The following is a 21163-nucleotide window of genomic DNA, read 5'->3' on the forward strand; positions in this document are numbered from 1 at the left end:
AATCTATATCCCAAGTCATTCACTTGGGAAAATTGAAAAGTAAAATAAATCAAAACAGTGAATAATAATGAATAACTCCACTAAAGCGACATCCATTAAACAATGGCCTGAACAAGAACGTCCAAGAGAACGCTTACTTAGCCAAGGCGCTGAGAGCTTGTCTGATGCTGAGCTTTTGGCAATATTTCTGCGCTCTGGTTCAAAACAACATTCTGCTGTGGCGTTGGCTCGTATTCTGATTCAACATTTTGGGCATCTGAATGCCGTTTTTGACGCCTCCCCTGATGAAATCAAGCAATTTCATGGGATTGCAGATACCAAATATTCTCAACTCATGGCAGTGAAAGAATTAGGTCGGCGTTATCTTAAACAACAACTTTATCAAGGTATGGATTTGAGTCGTTCCGATTTGATCTGTGATTATGTACGTTATGAGTTGCTCGGTGAAAGTCAGGAAGTTTTTGCTGTATTGTGTTTAGACAGTCAACTACGCAAATTAAGCTTTAAGAAGTTATTTTATGGCTCAATGAATTATTGCAATATTTCCATTAACCAATTATTACGGTATGCGATACAAAAACAAGCATCATCTATCGTGATTGCACATAATCATCCCAAAGGTTGTGCAAATCCTTCCTCTGCTGACCATCAACTCACCCAAGAGATTTTACAGGCGTGTCAATTGGTTGAAATACAACTGCTTGATCATATTATCATCGCAGCCGAGCAGAATTATTCCTTTGCAGAGCACCAACAAATCAAGACCAAGGATTTTATACCAAATCATATTGACAATGCCGTTTGAAGCAAGGAAGATCGTACAAAAATAACAGATTCGATTTACATGATTGTTCGGGAACAAAACGACACTTTTAAACTACTTTTTTCATGGCGTGGCACGATTTTACCTAAAGTTTTACCTCCCTTAGGTTTTGTCATGCTGATCTCTGCCATTGTGGGTGGTATTGAATATACGGGTTTATATCGTTTTCCCGAATTACCTTTAGTTGGCTTTACTTTAATCGGTGTCGTTCTTTCGATCTTTTTAGGTTTTAAAAATACCGCTTGTTATGACCGTTGGTGGGAAGCACGTAAACTGTGGGGCATGTTGATTGCCAATGCTCGCCATTTTGACCGTGATTGTCGTATTTTTCCACAAGGTCGTCGTGAACGCATTATTCAACATATTATTGTGTTTGCAAATGTACTACGTGATCGCTTACGCCATCAAACCGCCAGTCCCGATGCTTTATTAGAAACCAGTGGCATGAGTCAACAAGCCTTAAAACAATTATATCAACAAGCCAATGCGCCTCAATATACTTTGAGTTTGATCCAATGGGAACTGATGCAAGCGCTGAAAGAAGGTGAAATTTCCGATATTATTTATACGCAAATGAACCAGCATGTGACTGAATTAAGTCTAGTTCAAACAGGATGTGATCGTATTGCAACCACACCTTTGCCTTTTGCTTATTCTGTTTTATTGAATCGCACTGTGTATTTTTTCTGTTTTATGTTGCCTTTTAGTTTAGGCTCATTGTTGGGTTTAGCAACACCACTTTTAGTCGGGATTTTAGCCTACACCTTTTTAGGTTTGGATGCTTTGAGTAGTGAAATCGAAGAGCCTTTTGGTACACAAAGCAATGACTTACCTTTGGATGCGATGGTACGCACCATTGAAATCGAACTGTTAGGGACTTTGGGTAAACCCACACCGCCGCCGATTCAGGCGCAGGATCATAACCTACTTTGATCCTAAGTTTTAATTTTTTTCCCTTTAAGCTTCTTCTGTCAAAAAAACAAGCTTTATTTACTTTAGAATCTAACAAATGAAAACTTCTTTGCTGTATCTAACAAAGGATTAGCAAATTACATTTGGATTAACGAAAGCTCTCCCAAATCCCCACTTGCCCTTCTTTTACACGTGGAATATTGCCTAGTTTAATCCAAGGCATATGACCACCATGAAAATCACTCCCCACGGACACTTTTAAATTAAACTGAGCAATCATACGATCAACCATTTGTCGGGTAGATGCAGTATCAATTGCAGGTGGAAGCTCAACAGCATCACCACCGAATTGAGCAAAAATTTCAATCAAGTATCTAATATTTGTTGAAGACAAATCATAACGTGTGGGATGTGCCAAAACAGCAAAGCCTTGGCTGTCATGAATCACTTCAATGGTCTCTTTAAGTCCTAAACCATCAAATTTTACATAAGCTTTTTTACCTTCTTTAATATATTTATCAAAGGCTTGTTGTGGTCGCTGCACTATTCCTTTTTCCACTAAAGTTTTGGCGATATGCGTGCGCGTTACACGATCTGCTTCACCATCAACTTTAGCAATGACATCAGCATAAATATCCTGTCCAATCAAAGGAATCAGCAAATCACAAATTTGCTTGGAACGTACTGCTCGGATGCGTTTTTGTTTAGCAAGTAACTTTTCTAAAGGTTCAGGATTTTGCATATTTAAAGCCACGATATGTACGCCATAACTTTTTTTGGTGGATGGGCGTGACCATTGACTGGAAATTTCTACACCAGAAATCAATTGCATACCTAAATTTGCAGCACAATATTTCGCACGTAATACACCATCCATTGTATCGTGGTCGGTTAATGCAAAGGTCTTTATACCTAATGCATGGGCAGCTTGGATCAGCTCTTCAGGCGTGAGTGTGCCATCTGAAATATTACTATGCGTATGTAAATCGACACCAATCATTGTTTGTATTATGCTAAGTCACCAAAATTTGATGACCCTACTGTAGCATGAAAGCGCTATTTGATTATTTACCTATTATTATCTTCTTTTATTTTTATAAAACGACAGATCCCAAAGATCACCAACACCCTTTACTCGAATTGGTGGGAAGTACAGGCAATGTTGACCAAAACCATATTTTAGTTGCAACCTGTGCCTTATTGATTTCAACCTTAGTGGTTTATGGTTGCTTGTTCTTCGCACAAAAGTTCAGACTTGAAAAGATGCAATGGTTTATCGTCATCATGTCTGTGATTTTTGGGGGAATTACCCTTGCTTTCAGCGATGTGACCTATATCAAACTCAAAGCAGTCATCTTAAATTTAGGTATTGGCATTGGCTTTTTGGTCACGCCATTATTCAATAAAGAACGTTTACCAATTATCCAAAAATTGCTGGGGTCAATGCTAGAACTTAGTCGTGAAGGCTGGATGCGTTTAAACTGGGCATGGTGTGGTCAATTCTTCTTATTAGCCGCTTTACATTATTTTTTCGGTTTCTTGTATATGGATGGCAAATATTGGGGCGAATTTACCGCTTTTGGCGATATTATCGTATCCTTAAGCTACCTTGCTGTTATACTATTTTGCTTGCGAAAACATTTTAAATCTTCAGAGTAAATCAGGTCTTTTCCATGCCTTTATTTGTGATTACCTGTACCGACCAAGACGGTACAGTTGAAAAACGTCTTGCTGTTCGTCCTCAACATTTGGCACGTTTAGAAAAATTAGATGCTGAAGGTCGTGTGATCGTTGCTGGTGCAATGCCTAAAGATCGTGAAAATCCACAAGCAGGTTTTTATGGGAGCACCATGATTTTAGATTTTGAAAGTCGTGAAGCCTTAGATGAATGGTTGAAGGATGAACCTTTTGTTAAAGAAGGTGTGTATAGCCACGTTGATGTAAAACCATTTAACAAAGCTCTACCAAAAGGATAAGCCAATGCGTGTTGTCGTCCAAAGTTTATTGGGTTTTTCTTTACTTTGCTCATCTGTTGTATGGGCAGAACCGACAGCTACTCCACCAACCAATCAAGCTGCACAAATTGCTGCAGCAACGCCTCCCCCAAAACCTTCTATTTTACCTGCGGTTGCAGGTGCTAATACGATTATTCAAAATCAAGCGCAAGCACAGGAAAATAAACCTTTAACCGCAGAACAAATCATCAAAGAAAAAGCATCACAAGATGCTAAAGTCAAAGCACTCGTCAAAGATCAAGCCACTCGTTTACAGCAACTTGAAAAAGCAAATCTAGAAGCTTTAGCACAGAACCAAGAGCTGCAATTAAAAAATGATAATCTTGGGGTACAAGTGCAAGTCCTACAAAGTGAGCAAAGCGCGCAAATGTTTTTGTATGGCGCAGCGACCATCGCTGTCGGTGTATTACTCGGTTTCCTGATCGCCAGCTATATCTATACCAAACGTCGTCGTCAGTGGTAAACCACTGACGATCTCCTATCGGTTTATCTCTTTTTAAAGTTTCAAAAGGTACACAACATTGTCAAATACCATTCAAACTGCTGACTTGGATTGGCAATCTGTCGATGGCATTGAAGTTCCAATTTCCAAACAATTTGGTGATGTCTATTTTTCCAAAGACAATGGACTCTTTGAAACACGGCATGTATTTTTAAATGGTAATGATCTTTCGACTCGTTTAACGGATTTACAGGCTTTTGAGTATTTTACGGTGGCTGAAACGGGTTTCGGCACAGGTTTAAATATTTTAGCCTTATGGCAACTTTGGCAACAAGTACGCCCTGATAATCACAGTCATTTACATGCCATCAGTGTCGAAAAATTTCCATTGTCCAAAGCAGATTTGATTCGAGCTTTGAGTGTTTGGGATGAACTTAAACCCTTAGCAGATCAACTGATTCAACAATATCCATTACCACTTGCAGGCTGTCATCGTCTGAATTTTCCTGAAGAACGCTTTTCGATTGATTTGTGGTTCGGTGATGCACAAGATATTTTCCCAATCATTCCCAAAACGACCTCAGTGAATGCATGGTTTTTAGATGGATTTGCGCCCTCTTGTAACCCCGATATGTGGGCAGAGAATGTTTTAAATCACATTGTGCGTTTATCAGATTATGGAACTAGTTTTGCTTCATTCAGTGTGGCAGGTATTTTAAAACGTGGTTTGAAAGAACATGGGATCTCAATCTCACGTCCACGAGGTTTTGGTCATAAACGGGAAATGCTCAAAGCAATTTGGCTTAAACCTAATGTACAAACAGAAGAATTAACCACTGAAAATAAGCATGAGACGAATAGAAACCAAGATTCAACACCTCAAAAAACTGAATGCCGATCTACTTCGCAATTTAAACAGCGTCAAATTGCCATTATAGGCGCTGGAATTGCTGGATTAAGTTGTGCTTGGGCATTTGCTGAACGTGGGCATCAAGTCACGATCTACGACCAATCAGCGCCACTAGCAGGTGCTTCTGGAAACCCTCTTGCATTATTGAACCCTAAACTGTGTCCAATTGAGCAAAGCGCTGATCATCTCATGACGTTGTCATGGCAATATGCAAAACATTATTATCCTCATTTTCAGGCATTTCGAGCGATTTCAATTCATCAATTAATTCAAAAAAATCCTCAAGAAGCTTTAGATTTAATACAACACTATCCAGATGATGTCTTAACGCATACTGCTGCAACTGAAATCGATTTAAAAACTGAATATGCAAGCTTACACTTCAAACAAGCAGGTGCAATTTCACCGCAGCAATTGTGTGATCAAATTCTTGCGCACGATTTAATTGATTTCAAAGTCGCACAAATTGAACACTGTCAAAAACTGGACAATGCACAGATTCAACTTTTAGATATTGATCAAAATGTCTTAGGAGCATTTGATCATGTTGTAGTGTGCTGTGCACGTGAAAGTCAGCGCTTCTTTTCTCATTATCCACGTTTAAGAGCGATTCGAGGACAAGTTAGCTGGCTGAAAAATACTGGATTACAATTAAATCCCAAACAAGCTTATAGTTTTGGTGGTTATTGTATGCAACTCGATGCTGAGCATTTGATTTTAGGTGCCTCATTTCACCCTGAACGAGATGATTCAGCTGTCGAGCATGCAGATCATGTGCATAACTATGAACTTATCCACACTGCTTTCCCTGACTATGCGAAATCATTGCCTAAAATAGACACTTGGCAAGGTCGTGCCTCCGTGCGTGCACAAACACTTGACTATTTTCCTGTCGTTGGAAAAGGTGTGGATGATTGTGAAATATACACATTTTCAGGTTTAGGCTCGAAAGGCTTTTTATTTGCACCCTTATGTAGTGAAATCTTGGTGGCATTGGTTTTAAAAGAAGCTTGCCCTATTTCGCAAAACTTATTGGACAAACTCAGCGCAACCCGTGGTCGAAAGAAAGTACGAGTACGTAAACCGTATTATCAAGCACCTGAACTTTGATTTTATTTTGAGTAGCTTTCTAAAAAGAAGCCTTAAGGTTAGATTATTTTAGTTTTCTTCAAATTCCAATAAATCCCAATACAACAAAAAAGCGCCTTACGGCGCTTTTCTTATGCTTCTTGCTCTAAAGGCAAGCCTGCATCACGTGCTGCACGTGTACCACCCATAAGTACCACATAATCTCGAGAGCTATCCAAGCTTTCTAGTTTTTCTGCTGCACGTGGAGCTTTACTGCCACCGCCGCATAAAATATATATGGGCTGATCCGAATCCACTTGAGTTAAGCTGTCTGCGGATAAATCATCAATAGGCTGATTAACAGCACCTTTGATATGACCTTCAGCATAGGCTTTGGCATCACGAACATCCCAGATAATTGCATTTTCTGGGAACTCAAATGTTGTAATTTCTTGTTTACGGATCATTGCGCACTCCTTTGATGTAAACAACACTTGGCAAATGAAGAAAACATCCCTAGCATCTCAGATATTCTTTCCATTTGTAAAGGTCTAAACTATGCCATCTTTCGATATTGTTTCAGAATTAGAGATTTTTGAAGTAAATCATGCCGTTCAGAACACTCAAAAAGAAATTGCGACTCGCTTTGACTTCCGTGGTCAAGATGTTTCTATTGAAATTAATGAAAAAAATAAAGAAATCAAAATTTCAACTGAAAGCGATTTCCAATGTGAACAAGTCTATAGCATGTTGGAAAATCACTTCTTTAAACGTAAAGTAGACATCCAAGCACTTGATCCACAAAAAATGACGGCTTCAGGTAAAAATGTGATTCAAATCATCAAGCTTAAAGATGGTCTTGACTCAGATACTGCAAAAAAAATTAATAAAGCCATTAAAGAAAGCGGTGTCAAAGTGCAATCATCTATCCAAGGTGACAAAATTCGTGTGACTGATAAAAAGCGCGATACTTTGCAACAAGTGATGGCATTTTTAAAAGAACAGCAATTTGGTGTCCCACTTCAATTCAACAACTTCAAAGACTAAGATATTTTATTTTTTATATAAGAATTTGATTTTAATTTAAAATTAATTTTCTTAAAAGCTATTATAAAGCGGGTAAGATGACAAGGGAACATTCCTATCATTTTACCCATTTTCGTTCATGATGCTAAAAGATACAAAATAATAAGGCCTTTAGATAGTAGGGTTACTATTCATTTTACCTCATGAGAATCAAAGCTCTTTTTTCTAAAAAATTATATAAAATCATAGCTTGCTATGTGCTATACAAAAATATTTAGTTTGTTTGATCCCTATATTTTATACAGCTTAGTTCTTATTTTTACAGTCTATCAGTGCGTAATTCTAATTTATCATAAATCATTTGCAATAAATGCATGCTGTAAAAGTCAATAGCTTTTTTTTTATTTTAATTTGAAAATAATTATAAATTACAGGAGTATAAATAATGAAATCAAGGAATAAAGGATTTTTTTACTTCACTATAATAGCCCTATTGAGTAATGATCTTAAAGCCGCTAACTGGTCAGATACTAGTGCTGGTGTTCGTTGGGGAAGTATTTTTAGAGAACCTTATAACCCACATAAAATTTCTAAAACTATTTTGAATTTTACCCATGTTAGTCAAGATGATTATGGCCGTAATTTCTTACTTATGGACTATTATATTTCGGATATGGATGATCCATCAAAGGATAATGCAACTGGGGCTGAGGAATTTTATGGCTTATATCGTAGAACACTATCTTATAATGCACTGGCAAAAGAACCTATAAATAATAATTTAATTAAAGATATACATTTGTCTAGTCGTATGGATGTCGGATATGAAAATACTCATCTTTCACCCCGGCCATTTAAAGTTCGTTTAGGTGGAGTCGTTGACCTAAAAATACCTAAAGGTCATTTAGAATGGGGTTTAGAAGGAGTTTACCAAAAATCCTATAATGGTATTACAAATCGCCATTTTGAATTTGAACCAACGCTAGTGACTTGGACGTCTTGGAGTTATCCTATTACAAAAAAATCTCAAATTAATGGAATACTTGAATATATGGGTGCCATTGGAGAGGATGGATTTGGTAATGAGACCAAACCTTTAACAATACTAAGAGCAAATTATATTTATGACATTGGTCAACCTAAGGGGTTCAAGGTTGGTGTTGGCTATGAACAATTTAATAATAAATATAGTTCTAATAATGCAATAGACCCAACAAAAGGCTCTGATCAAAAAGCATTTGTACTGCTCGGTAGTTATCATTTTTAAATCACAAGGAGTGACCTAATGAAAGTAAGAAATTTATTCTTGAGTATTATGCTCAGTCTTGGAAGTATTTCTACTGTATATGCTGAAAATTCAATTAAACCTGCTACTAATATACAAGAAACGGGGACAAAAGTTGTCATGCTTGGAACAGGACATCCTGGATTCGACAGCAAGCGAGCAGGACAAGCCATTTTAATTGTGGTCGATAAAAAGCTTTACCTCTTTGATTGTGGACCTGGCTATATGAAAAATTTTAATAGCCTCTCAAAGCTACCATGGATGCCAAAAGACACATTATTTACGAATGATTCAGTATATGGCGCCATTAATAAACTATTTCTAACTCATTTAGATTCAGACCATACCCTTGGACTAGATGAATTTTTATTACGCCCTTGGGTGCAAGGGCGTTCTACGCAGCCTGTCATTTATGGTCCTAAAGGTACTAAAAACCTAGTTGCACAGAGTCTAAATGCGTTTAAGTCAGATATTGACCATCGTACTTTAGGTTCTCAACCTTCAAATCAAACTGGATACAAAGCAATTGTCCATGAAATCTCAAAGGAAGGAGTTGTATATCAGGATGCCAAAGTAACAGTAACTGCATTTAAAGTTCCTCATGGTAGTTGGGCAGATGGTATGGCGTATGGCTATCGTATTCAAACACCAGATAAAGTCATCGTTCTTAGTGGCGATACTCGTTATGAAGAACGTAATTTCCAATTTTTTAAAGATGCAGATATATTAATTCATGAGGTTTTAAGTGATGTAGGCAATAAAAAACTATCTCCTGATTGGCAAAAATATATGCTTGAAGCACATACAACTACAACACAACTCGCAAATATTGCTAATATAGTGAAACCTAAAAAACTTGTATTAAATCATGCAATATTTTTTGGTCAGTCGGAACAATCTCTTTTAAATGAAGTTACAGAGATATATAAAGGTGATGTTATCCTTGCTGAAGATAATATGATTATTGATTAATAGTTTATGGTAGGGTTGAAAAATTAAACCCTACCATTCTTCCCACCTAATTATTTTAAATTACTTTTATTTACTGTTTCTTCCAACATAAATATAATATTTTGCTGCGATGGTGTTAATTTTCTTTCTGCATACCAAACCAAGCCAATATCAATATAAATATTTTTCATATTTAAAGGTAATATATCAACTAAATTTGCTTTTTTAAAATATTCAGCAACCTGACGTGATAAAAACCCAATAGATTCTGTTTCTTGTAAAACACCTATATTCGTTAATGTTGATAAAGACTCAACATAACGCCTAGAAAGATTTACTCGATTAAATAGTAAAAATTCCTCAATTACATTCCGAGTAGTAGCAAATTCTGGTGGTAAGACCATTGGAAAATTAGATAAATCTTTCCAGTCCAACTCTTGCTTTTCAATTAAAGGATGCCCTTTTTTAACCACGACAACAATTGGATCTTTATATAGATGCTTTGTTCTAAACTCGATTCCCAATGGTTTAGCAGTCAAATTTCCAATCATAACATCCAATTCACCAGTTCTTAGTAAAGAAAGTAACACATCTGAGCTACCTTCTCGTGCACTAATACTGGTAGAAATCATTTCATTTTCAACACGTGCCACAAAATTTGGAAGAATGGAAAGGGATACTGCAGGCAATAAACCAATGGCTATTCGTGTTGCACGACCTTCACTGATTGCAACAAGTTCATCTCTTGCAAAAGCAATTTCATTAAGTATTTTTTTTGCATGCTTAACTAGGCAAACGCCTGCTTCCGTAGGAAGCATTCCACGGGTAGTTCTATCAAATAAGCGAACATTAAGTCCCTCCTCAAAGTCTGCTAAAGTTTTCGAAATAGCGGGTTGTGTTACATTTAAATAGTTTGCAGCTTTACCAATATGCCGAAATTCATCTAAGGTTACAAGTAATTGTAAATGCCTTAACTTTAAATTTGACCGTAAATATTGATCTATTTTTGCCATTATTATTTAACCCCTAATATAAATCCATTTATTTTAGATTAATAATACTATATACACTTTTATTTAATAATCAAATTAAAATACATAACCTTTTTATTATAAATCCAAATTTAAATATAAATAGACTGATTAACATGTTCAGGCAAAATTAAAACTCAAGGATAAATTCAAGGATGTACCTATGTATTTTAAATACTTCAAAAAAAATATTACCCCACATATATTATGGGGTACAACGATTAGTTTATTTAGCCTAGCAGCACATGCAGACTTTTGGCAAAATAACCAAGTAGGCATATCATGGAGCAATCAATATCATGAACCAGCCAATCCAGATAAAGTTTCAAAAACTATTATTAACTACGCACATTTAAGTAGTGATCAGCTCGGGCGAAATGTATTAGTTGCTAATCTCTACCTCTCAGATGACAAAGATCAAAAGGCAAATGGAGATGGTGGAGCAACTGAGTATTATGTATTCTATCGTCGTTACTTTTCCTATAATTCTATTTTCAATCATAAAATTGAAAATAAGCTAGTTCGTGATATTAATTTGACATTAAGACTTGATAAGGGTTTAAAAAACTCCGCACTTGAACCCAATCCGACAAAGGGGCGTGCTGGTTTGAGCATAGATTTTAATGTTCTAAAAGGTTACTTCGAAGCAGGTGCCGATTATTATTATGAAAGTGCCAACAATAATTTTACAGGTGGGCGATTCAATTTTGATCCAACCTATGCATTGTGGGCAAACTTTGGTTTTCCTGTTCATGACAAAGGTTTCATCGATGGTTTTGTCGACTATGTTGGTGCAACTGGACCCGGATACTTCAACGTCAACGCCAAACCATCCACCTTGTTTCAAATCAACTATATGTATGACGTGGGCGCAAAAGAAGGCTTAAAAGTTGGTGTCGGTTATGAATATTTCCGTAACAAGTACCTAAATGACAATCAGAAAGATCCTTATGGTCATGCCACTCACAGCGCGCCCTTTATTGCAGCACGTTATTCATTTTGATATGTATTTAGAATACTAACCTTTTGATGGGTTAATTTTTTATAAACTACAAACAAAAAAATCCAGAACTGAAATGAGTTCTGGATTTTTTAACTTAACGGATCTGCAGTTTTATCTCTGCAATTCCTTCGACTGAACCTTCAAGAAAATCTCCTACTACAACTGGACCAACACCTTCTGGCGTCCCAGTAAAAATCAGATCACCTGGTTGTAGCTCATAATAAGTCGATAGATCTTCAATAATTTCTGCAATATTCCAGATGAAATGCTGTGTATTTGATGACTGGGTTGTCCTGCCATTCACTCTTAATTCAATATTGACTGCATTGATATCAGCCCGAACATCAGCAGCAAGCACAATGTCTGACATCACAGCAGACTGATCAAAATTTTTTCCAAAATCCCATGGTTTGCCCTGATCACGTGCTGCAAGCTGTATATCGCGGCGGGTCATATCCAGACCGCAGGCATAACCGTAGATATATTCAGCAGCCTGACTAGCTGGAATATTGACGCCCTGTTTCCCTACAGCAATCACTAGTTCAATTTCATGATGATAGTTCTGAGTTTTTAATGGGTATGGAATTTCACTGCCAGATGGAATATAAGTCGCTGCATCTTTCAAAAAATAAAATGGTGACTGTGTAGATTTATCCACGCTGACACCCATTTCAGCAGCGTGAGCCATATAATTGCGTCCTACACAAAAAATACGGTTCACAGGGAATTTCCTGGGTTCATTAACAACAGGTACAAGTACGGGCGGTTTAACGGGAAAAAGTACTTCTGTAGACATATGGATCTTCCTTGTTTTCAATTCATATAAAACAGGAACAGCCGCTACCGCTCCTGTTAAAGGGATTAACCAAGAATTGCTGTTGCCTCAATCTCTAGCAGAATTTCAGGTTTAGCAAGAGACTTCACTTCTACCAGTGTGCAAGTAGGGAAGTCTCCCTCAAAGAACTCTTTACGTGCCTTCCATACTGCTGAATTATTGGCAATGTTGGTAACAAAGATCGTCATTTTGATAATGTTGTTCATACTGCCACCTGCGGCTTCCACTAGGTCTTTGATCTTCTGAAAAATGACCTGTGACTGTTCGTACTCCTCACCCAAAACAGTTTCACCATCTGGCTGGCGAGCAGTCATTCCTGAAATAAAAACTTGATTGCCCACTTTTAAACAGTTCGACCACATATCTGGTGCAGGCTCTTTAACTGATGGCGAAATAATGCGTTCTTTTAACATACCGTTTTCCTTTTATTTAAACTTGCTGATCACTTATATTTTCTATTACAGGCTAATGCGTGAATCCCATGCACTTTCACCACCCCAATTAATACACACACTCTGGCGGCGTACATAACCTTTCCATGCATCTGATCCAGCGGTACGACCACCACCTGTTTCTTTTTCGCCACCGAAGGCAGCACCGACATCTGCACCGGTTGTACCCATATTGACTCGGACAATACCGCAATCACTGCCTGCGGCTGAAAGGAACAGCTCAATATTACTTAAATTTGAACTGTGGATTCCCGAAGCCAAACCTTGTGCAACACCGTTATGAATTGCAATCGCTTCTTCCAGATCGTCATAAGGCATAACAAATACGATCGGAGCAAAAGTTTCATGCTGCACACAGTCCCATTCAGGCTGTACATCTGTAATCAAGCATGCTTCTACATAAAGACCTGGTCGATCAATACGCTGACCGCCATAAACCACTTTACCACCAAGCTCTTGCGCACGTTTTACCGTTGCTTGGTATTCTTCCACAGCCGCTGCATCAATCAAAGGACCGACCACTGTATCTTTTTCACGTGGATCACCAATACTGATCTGATCAAAAGACTGTTTAAGCAGTTCAATCAGTTCAACCATTACACTGCGATGAACGATCAAGCGACGAGTACTGGTACAGCGCTGTCCTGTGGTTCCTACTGCCCCAAAAGTAATTGCACGAGCAGCGAGTTTTAAATCAGCTGTTTCATCAACGATACAACCGTTATTTCCAGAACATTCAAGCATGTATTTACGCCCAAGCGTAGAACCCACCACATTGGCCACTTTTTTGCCCACGCCTGTAGAGCCTGTAAATGACACCATACTGACACGCTCATCACGGATCATCAGTTCAGCAACATCATTCTGTGCTGGAAGGAACAAGGTAAATACGCCTTCAAACTGCATTTCCTGCATCGCTTGATTGGCAAGCTTTTGCATAGCAATCGCTGTTAATGGAACTTTTGGACTCGGTTTCCATACCACAGTGTTACCACCGATCGCAGCAAGAAAACCATTTTGCGCCCATACGGCTGCTGGAAAGTTATAGGCACTGATCACGCCAACAACACCAAGTGGCAACCATTGATCATACATACGATGTTTTACTCGTTGAGATTGCTGAGTGAAACCATACATCATGCGAGACTGACCTGCTGCAAGCGTTGCCATATCAACCACTTCTTTCAGTTCGCCTTTGGCCTCCATCAGAGATTTTCCCGTATCCAAAGCAACAATACCTGCCAAAACCTCCATATTCTGCTGCACCAACTGACCAATACGGTTAATCAGCTCACCACGGCGAGGTGCTGGAACCATACGCCATTTTTTCTGATATGCCACAGAAGCCTGCATAATTTCTTCATAGTCTTCTGCTGTGGATGCTGCAATCTGACCCACTATTTCATTGTCTGCTGGACATACTGCATGAATCACTTCACGCCCTTCCACGCCAGACCATCCTTGTTTTACACCATAAGAACCAGCGTGCAGCTGATCTAGATCAAATGCTTTTAAAACCTGTTCTGTATTAAACAAGGCATCATCTGCATAATTTTTCTGTGCAATATTCATATCTGTTTCAACCTATTCTCTTAATTTTCTTTCTTTACAAAATCGCCAATCGTTTCATTTGTGTGATACACAGGTTTTTCGTAATAGTGTGGGCCATCATAAATTTCGATCAGACGGCTAAATTGATGTGCCAATGTTGGTCCATGTGGGTTGTCTTTAGGGTTCATATAAAATGAGCCTGCTTTTAGCGTCATACCCACATCGGTATATTCATATTCACCTTCAAGGCAGAACATAAATTGGTTAGAGGCATGTGTATGTTTAACAGGAATACGACCACCCTTTTGATACTCAAGTAATGCTATCGTTGCACCTGTCTCAATATTCTTCCAAAGAAAGTATTGACGGAATCCATACTCTGGAAAATCGATCCAACCATCCTCATTCAACTCAGTAGTATTCAGTAAGACTTCTAAACTTTTAAATGTTTCAGCATTGATATCCATTGTTATCCTTCCTTTTTTTGCGCACATTTCCATATGCTGTATTCTTTACGGCTATTTTCTGTAGCAGGAAACAGCCCAAAAATAGAACGTCCTTGTTGGATCTGAAGCGCTGCAAATTCTTCATACTCAAATGCATCTAAAGCTTCATCTGCAACCTGATCGATAAGTGCTTGCGGAATCACTACCACACCATCTCCATCACCCACAATAATATCCCCCGGGTAAATTGCGACACCGCCACAACCTACAGGTTCATTTAAGGAAATTGGGTGTAATGCGATAGGCGTTGCAGGTGGTGCATTGTGCTTCTGAAAGCAAGGCAAACCAATTGCATGAATAGCAGGAGAATCACGGTATCCACCATCGGTCACAACACCTGAAACACCACGGTATTTCAGTCGTGCAGCCATCATGTCACCCATACTTGAAGCTTTCGTATTTCCAAAAGCATCAATCACTAGCACAGCACCTTCAGGACATTCTTCAATAGCACGGCGATGCATATTGTCATCACGACTGTAATTAGTCATGTTATCCAAATCTTCACGCGCAGGAATAAAACGTAATGTATAAGCAGGTCCTACAAGTTGTGCTTGAGCAGAATTTATTGGGAAAATGCCGTGCATCATGGCATTCTTAAAGCCATGTTTGAGTAAAACGTTGGCAATATTTGCCGTACCAACTCGCATTAATTTTTCGCGAGTTGGGGCTTTTAACACGTATGTCATGTGATCTCCTACTGGAAGAATTCCAGTCCTGGTGCCATTCCCCACTGAGTGGTTTCAGTTGCAGTGCCATTAAATTTCACTGGCTGGGCATGATGATCCAACATATCGCCATCGGTGTAGTGCTCTACTCGAAAACCAAAAGGGTCTTTCCAGTAATCAAAAATCTGACTTCCCAACATATGTCGACCTACCCCGCATTCCAGTTGATAGCCTTTATCAACGAGATAATCGTGTGCAGTCATGACTGCATCTAGATCTATTACTTCAAAAGAACAATGATGTACGCCAACCCAATCTGACTGCAAAATCAAAATCGCATGATGATCAACTTTTTCAGCACCATGGTTGAAACGTAGAAATGTGCCAATAATTGGTCCATCTTCACCCGGTGGTACAAAATAATCTGAATGAAGTAAATCAAATCGTTCCTCAAGCCATTTCACTGACGCATCATGATTGCTTACATGTAATACAAAATGTCCAAGTTTGATCGCTTGGCAAGGTTGACGTTTGACACGAATGCATTCGTTTAATCGAGGTTTATGATCTGCATTGTTAAACTCAAAAGCTGAACGTTCTGTCGCTTTGGTATGCTTTTCACGTCCCCAGATTGCTTTTATTTCAAAACCATCTGGCATAGTCATTACTACTTCATAACCACCACCAAGTTCACGAGATGGTTGCATCACAGATGAACCTTCTAGTTTAGCCAGTTCAATTAAATCTTCCTGACTTGATACTTCAATTGAAGCACCAATAAAACGTTGTTTTTCAGCATAATGAGTTACATGTATATGATGTTGCTCACCACTACCTCTCATATACAGCACATTATCTTTATTACTGACACAACTCAGACCAAAATCAGTCATAAACTTTTCCATCAGCTTCAAATCTGGTGCTGCATAAGTAACTTGAGCGATTTCAATAGGTTTTGCCATATTTCAATTCCTTTTGCTTTTTCAGTATTTCAAACTGCGATATGTGCATATTTTCCACTATGAAATATCAATGGCTTCACCCCTTCTTGTTGCTGTAGGTTGGTTACTAATCCAACAAATAATGTATGATCACCACATGGATATGCAAATTGCAGCTTAGTCACTACCTGAACAGATGCATCTTTAATCACAGGAAAACCATCAATATACTCAAATTCAGGGTCAAAACCTTCCTGTCTCTTACCTGCAAAGTGATTACTAATCTGTAACTGATCTTCATTCAAAATACTGATACCAAAGCACTCACCAAGCGTAATTTTTTCATGCGATGCTGCTTTATTATCTACTGACACCAAGACCATTGCTGGCTCAAGTGAGCCAGACATAAATGCATTGGCGGTCATAGCATGTGGTTGTCCCTCATGGCAAGATGAAATTACCACAACACCTGTAGCAAATTTTCCCATTGCATTACGAAATTCGCGTGCCGTAAAGTCCACTTCGGGCTGATTTGCTTTCATGATATTCACCATTTCACCTAAAGTCGTTACTTGTAAGTTTGCAACTGTCATTTTCTATATCCTTATATTGGCCACTAACTTAGATTATTTTCGATTTAAAATACTCACATCATCTGGATTAATTAGATCAGGTACTGTCCAGCCATTAATGTCATATTCATCCATTGCTTTTTGTGCAAAATCTTTACAGTAATCAAGCAAACCCGTTCCTTGTGCAGCAAATAGGTTGGTTTGACGAGTAACATCATTACTACCAATATAATTAATTTCATACAGCTCATGACGAGCACCGAACTCAGTTCCAATTGCATCCCACAGCATTTTCATGACTTTTACACGCTCAATGGCATCTTTACCATTTGAACCACGAACATAGGTGTCTAAATAACCGCGAATCTGAGGGTTTTTAAAATCATCTGCATGCGAATTTAAATAAATCAGACCACTTGCAACAATCTGCTCAATAATGTTTTTAATTTTTGGCATTGCCAGTTGATTCATCACACGATAAGCACCTGCATGATGTGGATCTGGGCGAATCATGCCATTCCAAGGCTTGGCACTTTTTGCCATCGCATCTGAAAGTGCCCAAAAAGTATTACGCCATGCGATCACTTCCCCCATTTGCGACATCACACCGTGGAATTTTTCCGCACCTGTAATTTCCAATGCTTTTGCTAAAGTACCTACCAAGAAATCTAATTTCACCGCAAAACGGGTACAGCCATGTAAAGATGCACGTTCTAAATAGCCCGAACCAATATTGTAGGCATTTGCTTGCTTTAGATCGTTATGAATAAATACGTCTTCCCAAGGAATAAAAACATTGTCCATCACTAAAATGGCATCATTTTCATCTAACCGACTTGATAACGGATAATCAAAAGGACTGCCCAATACTGCTGCACGATACTCATTCGACATACGACATAAGAGCTTCACACCAGGTGCATTCGTTGGCATGATAAATACTGGTGAGAATGCAGGATCTTGAATAGCAACTTGCCCTACATGACCGATGAAAGTGTAATGAGTCAGTGCCGAACCTGTTGCAACGACTTTTGCACCCGAGACATAAATTCCCTTATCATCTTCTTTAACCACGCGAACAAAAACATCTTTGCCCGCATCTGCGCCCAAACCACGATCCACTGGTGGATTCATAATTGCATGATTAATAAACCACGTTTTTTCCTGCGCTTTACGGTACCAACGGCGCGCGTTTTCTTCATAACCTTTATAGAACTCCGCATTTGCACCAAGTGTTCCAAGGAAGCACCCTTTATAGTCTGGAGAACGTCCCATCCATCCCCATGAAATACGTTGCCACTCTGCAATTGCATCACGTGAGGCAACTTGTTCTTCAACATTATTGGCTGCACGGAAGAAGCGATGAGTAAAACCACCCCATTCCGTTGGTACTGTTAAAATATCTTTAGTTTCAGGTGCATGTAATGCATCATACATACGTGCAATCATACGAGCTGAATTACGAAATGCAGGGTGATCTGCAATGTTTTCCACACGCTCACCATAAATCCACACTTCACGACCATCATTCAAACTTTCTAAATACTCTCTACCTGTAAATGGAATATAATCCTTATTGACCGCACCATTTTCAGCATTCACTTTACTGTTCATTTTCACATCCTTATTTACTTTATTTGTAGCGTAATTCTTAACGCTTCCCTGTAGCTCAACTTGAGATTAACAACCTTATATATATGCGTCCAATCATGAATTAAGACCATATATATAACTATTTTGTTATGAATAATTATCTTGTAAGCAAAAAAAGAGTCACGTTTATCCTCACGTGACTCTTTATGGAAAAATTGATTAAATTCTATTCAGCTGCATCTAATGCAATATCAGCTTGTACAAAGTGAGTCGCTGTTCCTTCTGGCATAAGTTTTCTCAATAATGGATAGATGATCAATGACAATGCTAGGGTCACAAAAAATCCCAGTTCAAATACTTTTGTTACAATTAATACGATCCCTATGCCGGAAGAGATAAACAGCGTAAGCACACCAGCCCAGTTACAACTCTCAACTCTTACATTATTCACTGAAAACTGCCCCTTTCGGACGAAATAGTAATCTGCAAGCATAATTCCGCACAGACTCATGGTCATACAACCAAGATAAGACAACCAAGCAACAAATTGCCCTAAAATTCCACCACCAATCATTATTAATGCAAAGATATTACCTAGTACAACCATAAAAGCACGCCCTGGTTTTTTGCCTGTAAGTGCATCAAGTAAGTTTACGAGAGCAAGAGAACCTGAATACGCATTTACTGCCTGGGCCTTTGCCTGGGCCGCATAAATTGTAATAAATCCAACCCATCCAGCAAGTACCACAAAGAATGCACCTGTGTTACTCATTGCGAAACCTCCAGCAGCCTCTGCTGCTTGTTGTGGAGATAACCCTGCATTACGCTGCATTAAGTAGTCAGCCACTTCTGGGACGCCACCAATAATAACCAACCCTCCTAATACAATCATTAAAAGGTTTTGTGTAATAGGTCCAGCCATCGCTAATACCTTTACATCTTGAGTATTGCGACAATAACGAGCAAAGTCTGTTGTTACCAATGAAATTGTTCCTGCTGTCGCCCCCATTAATACAAGTGCAGTACTCAATTTTGTCCAGAAACCACCAGGTATAACACCAGTTGAATTAAAAACTTGCATAGGATCCATACCTCGGACACCATAAATCTGATAAATCATATAAAATGTAACAACTAATGTAATGACTATCATAAATTTAGATGCTTTCAATGCAATCTGTAATCCAAAAATTGCCAATAGGATCCATGTCAGCGTCAAAGCACCATACAAAGAAATTCTTACGAATATAGTATCTTGCAAATTGAACATTAATAATGTTCCCTCATAAAGCAAAGCACTTTCTAAAGCAAGAAACCCTAAAATCATAAATGCAAAAATGGCTGCACCAAAAGATGAACCTTTCACACCAAAACCGAAAAATCTTGAAGTTACAGTACTCGACATTCCGGTTTGAAAAGTCATTTTCCCGAGGAAATAACTTAAAGTAAAACCAATAATGGTTGCGATGAACCCCGCTAAAAGTCCTGTCCAAAACCCTGAAAGTAATACTGTAAATCCACCTATGGCAAAGATAACCAAAGCCGTTGCAACCCCAACAGGACTCATTGCTAACTTAAAACCACTTTGACGTTCTTCGAGTGGCACACTTACCAATGCATGATCTTCAACTGCATTTGCAATTGTACTCCCCATTTGGTTCACGCTTTGTGAACTGACTTCGTGTATATTCATTATCATTCCTTTATATCAATATTGGCACACCAATCCTCTGGTGATCATTTATGAACAGAATTCAATCCTGTTTTAAACTAGTACTATTTTTTGAATGAATATGCTTTGAAGTCTAATCATCTTTAAATTTGGATTAATAACCGAATGGATATATATGCTGCTATATCAAGCAAGAATCAGCCTCTTAAAATTATTTATAATTCATCATGACTTTGGTAGCTCATTCAACTAAAGCGTTTTGACATTTGTAGTATGTAATTTTTTCTATAAAGGCAACCAAATATACAAACGTCAATTTAGCGGTGATCACGCACTGAGTTATCAACGCTGTCACTCTGGTAGCAAAATCAAAATACTACATTTGGTGGTACGAGGCAGTGGTATCAGGGATATTGCCGAAGTTGAGAGAGTGAGTATTGGTAAGATTTTACATACACTCAGTCAATCAAAATATCAACTTCAAGCACGGCAAAATTATTATGAAACGCTTGAGGTAGATGAGTTTTAGACTTTTTTCAGTAATTAAGCAGTGGTTAATTTATGCCTATCATCAAGAAACAGGTGAAATCATTGCCTATGTATGAGGTGAACGAGATTTAGACACAGTAAAACGATTTAAATTAAAGCAGTTAGATGTGAGCGATACTGTATATCAAGTGAAAATTAGGATAGCTTGATTACGATCTTTAAAAAATATAAACAGTTGATTGGTAAGTTTTTCACTGTGGGTATTGAAGGCAATAATCGTCGCTTACGCCATCGGATTAGGCAAGGGTTTAGTAGGATTGTAACTTTTCCTAAAGGTTTTAAAATCATTTCAAAACCTTTGATTTAGTGTTCTTTTATATCAACAATGGATTCATTTAATGCCAGCATACTTTTTGAA

Annotated in this window: 22 protein-coding genes and 1 pseudogene; 11 read left to right on the forward strand and 12 right to left on the reverse strand. The window is 38.2% G+C overall.

Annotation, left to right across the window (positions count from 1 at the left end):
• The first annotated feature begins 67 nt into the window (after positions 1 to 67).
• Together radC and DJ533_RS16120 are read left to right on the forward strand one after the other, a co-directional pair.
• Positions 68 to 805: a RadC family protein gene (gene radC, locus DJ533_RS16115; RefSeq protein ID WP_065993517.1), complete on the forward strand. Its 738-nt coding sequence runs from the start codon at positions 68 to 70 to the stop codon at positions 803 to 805.
• A 39-nt stretch (positions 806 to 844) separates the two neighbouring features.
• Complete coding sequence (locus DJ533_RS16120) at positions 845 to 1756, forward strand: bestrophin family protein (RefSeq protein ID WP_065993516.1); 912 nt, start codon at positions 845 to 847, stop codon at positions 1754 to 1756.
• Positions 1757 to 1883: 127 nt separating this feature from the next.
• Here the strand turns inward: DJ533_RS16120 and DJ533_RS16125 are convergent, their stop codons facing one another.
• On the reverse strand, positions 1884 to 2735 hold the full coding sequence (locus DJ533_RS16125; protein WP_065993515.1) for a PHP domain-containing protein: 852 nt from the start codon (positions 2733 to 2735) through the stop codon (positions 1884 to 1886).
• A 47-nt stretch (positions 2736 to 2782) separates the two neighbouring features.
• On the opposite strand from DJ533_RS16125, the gene DJ533_RS16130 reads away from it, so the two are divergent.
• The 4 genes from DJ533_RS16130 to mnmC are packed head-to-tail and all read left to right on the forward strand — an operon-like array spanning position 2783 to position 6212.
• Positions 2783 to 3394 carry an inner membrane-spanning protein YciB gene (locus DJ533_RS16130; RefSeq protein ID WP_065993514.1) on the forward strand — a complete coding sequence of 204 codons (612 nt, stop codon included), beginning with the start codon at positions 2783 to 2785 and terminating at the stop codon, positions 3392 to 3394.
• Between the two features lie 14 nt (positions 3395 to 3408).
• On the forward strand, positions 3409 to 3711 hold the full coding sequence (locus DJ533_RS16135) for a YciI family protein (protein ID WP_065993513.1): 303 nt from the start codon (positions 3409 to 3411) through the stop codon (positions 3709 to 3711).
• A gap of 4 nt (positions 3712 to 3715) precedes the next feature.
• Positions 3716 to 4213 carry a hypothetical protein gene (locus DJ533_RS16140; RefSeq protein WP_065993512.1) on the forward strand — a complete coding sequence of 166 codons (498 nt, stop codon included), beginning with the start codon at positions 3716 to 3718 and terminating at the stop codon, positions 4211 to 4213.
• 58 nt (positions 4214 to 4271) lie between these two features.
• Positions 4272 to 6212, forward strand: coding sequence for an FAD-dependent 5-carboxymethylaminomethyl-2-thiouridine(34) oxidoreductase MnmC (gene mnmC / locus DJ533_RS16145; RefSeq protein ID WP_065993511.1), 1941 nt, complete (start codon positions 4272 to 4274; stop codon positions 6210 to 6212).
• A gap of 110 nt (positions 6213 to 6322) precedes the next feature.
• Here mnmC and DJ533_RS16150 read toward each other — a convergent pair whose 3' ends face one another.
• Positions 6323 to 6637, reverse strand: a complete 315-nt coding sequence (locus DJ533_RS16150; protein WP_065993510.1) for a rhodanese-like domain-containing protein — start codon at positions 6635 to 6637, stop codon at positions 6323 to 6325.
• A gap of 91 nt (positions 6638 to 6728) precedes the next feature.
• On the opposite strand from DJ533_RS16150, the gene DJ533_RS16155 reads away from it, so the two are divergent.
• The 3 genes from DJ533_RS16155 to DJ533_RS16165 all read left to right on the forward strand — a co-directional run bounded on the left by DJ533_RS16155 (position 6729) and on the right by DJ533_RS16165 (position 9453).
• The gene (locus DJ533_RS16155; RefSeq protein ID WP_065993509.1) at positions 6729 to 7217 is read left to right on the forward strand and encodes a YajQ family cyclic di-GMP-binding protein; all 489 of its coding nucleotides are present in this window, start codon (positions 6729 to 6731) and stop codon (positions 7215 to 7217) included.
• A gap of 424 nt (positions 7218 to 7641) precedes the next feature.
• Positions 7642 to 8463, forward strand: a complete 822-nt coding sequence (locus tag DJ533_RS16160; RefSeq protein WP_065993508.1) for a hypothetical protein — start codon at positions 7642 to 7644, stop codon at positions 8461 to 8463.
• A gap of 18 nt (positions 8464 to 8481) precedes the next feature.
• A complete protein-coding gene (locus DJ533_RS16165; protein ID WP_081406083.1) occupies positions 8482 to 9453 on the forward strand; it encodes an MBL fold metallo-hydrolase in 972 nt (323 codons plus the stop codon).
• A gap of 50 nt (positions 9454 to 9503) precedes the next feature.
• On the opposite strand, the gene DJ533_RS16170 is transcribed toward DJ533_RS16165, so the two are convergent.
• A complete protein-coding gene (locus DJ533_RS16170; protein WP_065993507.1) occupies positions 9504 to 10445 on the reverse strand; it encodes a LysR substrate-binding domain-containing protein in 942 nt (313 codons plus the stop codon).
• 181 nt (positions 10446 to 10626) lie between these two features.
• Between DJ533_RS16170 and DJ533_RS16175 the strand changes: the two genes are divergently transcribed.
• Positions 10627 to 11466 carry a hypothetical protein gene (locus DJ533_RS16175; protein WP_065993506.1) on the forward strand — a complete coding sequence of 280 codons (840 nt, stop codon included), beginning with the start codon at positions 10627 to 10629 and terminating at the stop codon, positions 11464 to 11466.
• A gap of 94 nt (positions 11467 to 11560) precedes the next feature.
• On the opposite strand, the gene DJ533_RS16180 is transcribed toward DJ533_RS16175, so the two are convergent.
• The 9 genes from DJ533_RS16180 to DJ533_RS16220 form a co-directional block, all read right to left on the reverse strand.
• Positions 11561 to 12262 carry a fumarylacetoacetate hydrolase family protein gene (locus tag DJ533_RS16180; RefSeq protein ID WP_065993505.1) on the reverse strand — a complete coding sequence of 234 codons (702 nt, stop codon included), beginning with the start codon at positions 12260 to 12262 and terminating at the stop codon, positions 11561 to 11563.
• Between the two features lie 65 nt (positions 12263 to 12327).
• Entirely contained in the window at positions 12328 to 12714 is a 387-nt protein-coding gene (locus tag DJ533_RS16185) for a RidA family protein (RefSeq protein WP_065993504.1), read from the reverse strand.
• Positions 12715 to 12759: 45 nt separating this feature from the next.
• A complete protein-coding gene (locus DJ533_RS16190; RefSeq protein ID WP_065993503.1) occupies positions 12760 to 14325 on the reverse strand; it encodes an aldehyde dehydrogenase family protein in 1566 nt (521 codons plus the stop codon).
• Positions 14326 to 14345: 20 nt separating this feature from the next.
• Complete coding sequence (locus DJ533_RS16195; protein ID WP_065993502.1) at positions 14346 to 14771, reverse strand: cupin domain-containing protein; 426 nt, start codon at positions 14769 to 14771, stop codon at positions 14346 to 14348.
• A 2-nt stretch (positions 14772 to 14773) separates the two neighbouring features.
• A complete protein-coding gene (locus DJ533_RS16200) occupies positions 14774 to 15499 on the reverse strand; it encodes a ribonuclease activity regulator RraA (protein ID WP_065993501.1) in 726 nt (241 codons plus the stop codon).
• A gap of 8 nt (positions 15500 to 15507) precedes the next feature.
• Positions 15508 to 16440 (reverse strand): VOC family protein, encoded by a 933-nt coding sequence (locus DJ533_RS16205; protein ID WP_065993500.1) that lies wholly within the window; start codon positions 16438 to 16440, stop codon positions 15508 to 15510.
• A 29-nt stretch (positions 16441 to 16469) separates the two neighbouring features.
• Positions 16470 to 17012 carry a flavin reductase family protein gene (locus tag DJ533_RS16210; protein WP_081406082.1) on the reverse strand — a complete coding sequence of 181 codons (543 nt, stop codon included), beginning with the start codon at positions 17010 to 17012 and terminating at the stop codon, positions 16470 to 16472.
• A gap of 33 nt (positions 17013 to 17045) precedes the next feature.
• A complete protein-coding gene (locus DJ533_RS16215) occupies positions 17046 to 18605 on the reverse strand; it encodes a 4-hydroxyphenylacetate 3-hydroxylase N-terminal domain-containing protein (RefSeq protein WP_065993499.1) in 1560 nt (519 codons plus the stop codon).
• Between the two features lie 205 nt (positions 18606 to 18810).
• Entirely contained in the window at positions 18811 to 20277 is a 1467-nt protein-coding gene (locus DJ533_RS16220) for a purine-cytosine permease family protein (protein ID WP_065993498.1), read from the reverse strand.
• A gap of 286 nt (positions 20278 to 20563) precedes the next feature.
• On the opposite strand from DJ533_RS16220, the pseudogene DJ533_RS19000 reads away from it, so the two are divergent.
• Positions 20564 to 21144: pseudogene (locus DJ533_RS19000) on the forward strand (IS1 family transposase); the annotation flags it as partial.
• Positions 21145 to 21163: the final 19 nt, after the last annotated feature.

The sequence above is a fragment of the Acinetobacter defluvii genome (genome assembly GCF_001704615.3).
Lineage (GTDB): Bacteria > Pseudomonadota > Gammaproteobacteria > Pseudomonadales > Moraxellaceae > Acinetobacter > Acinetobacter defluvii.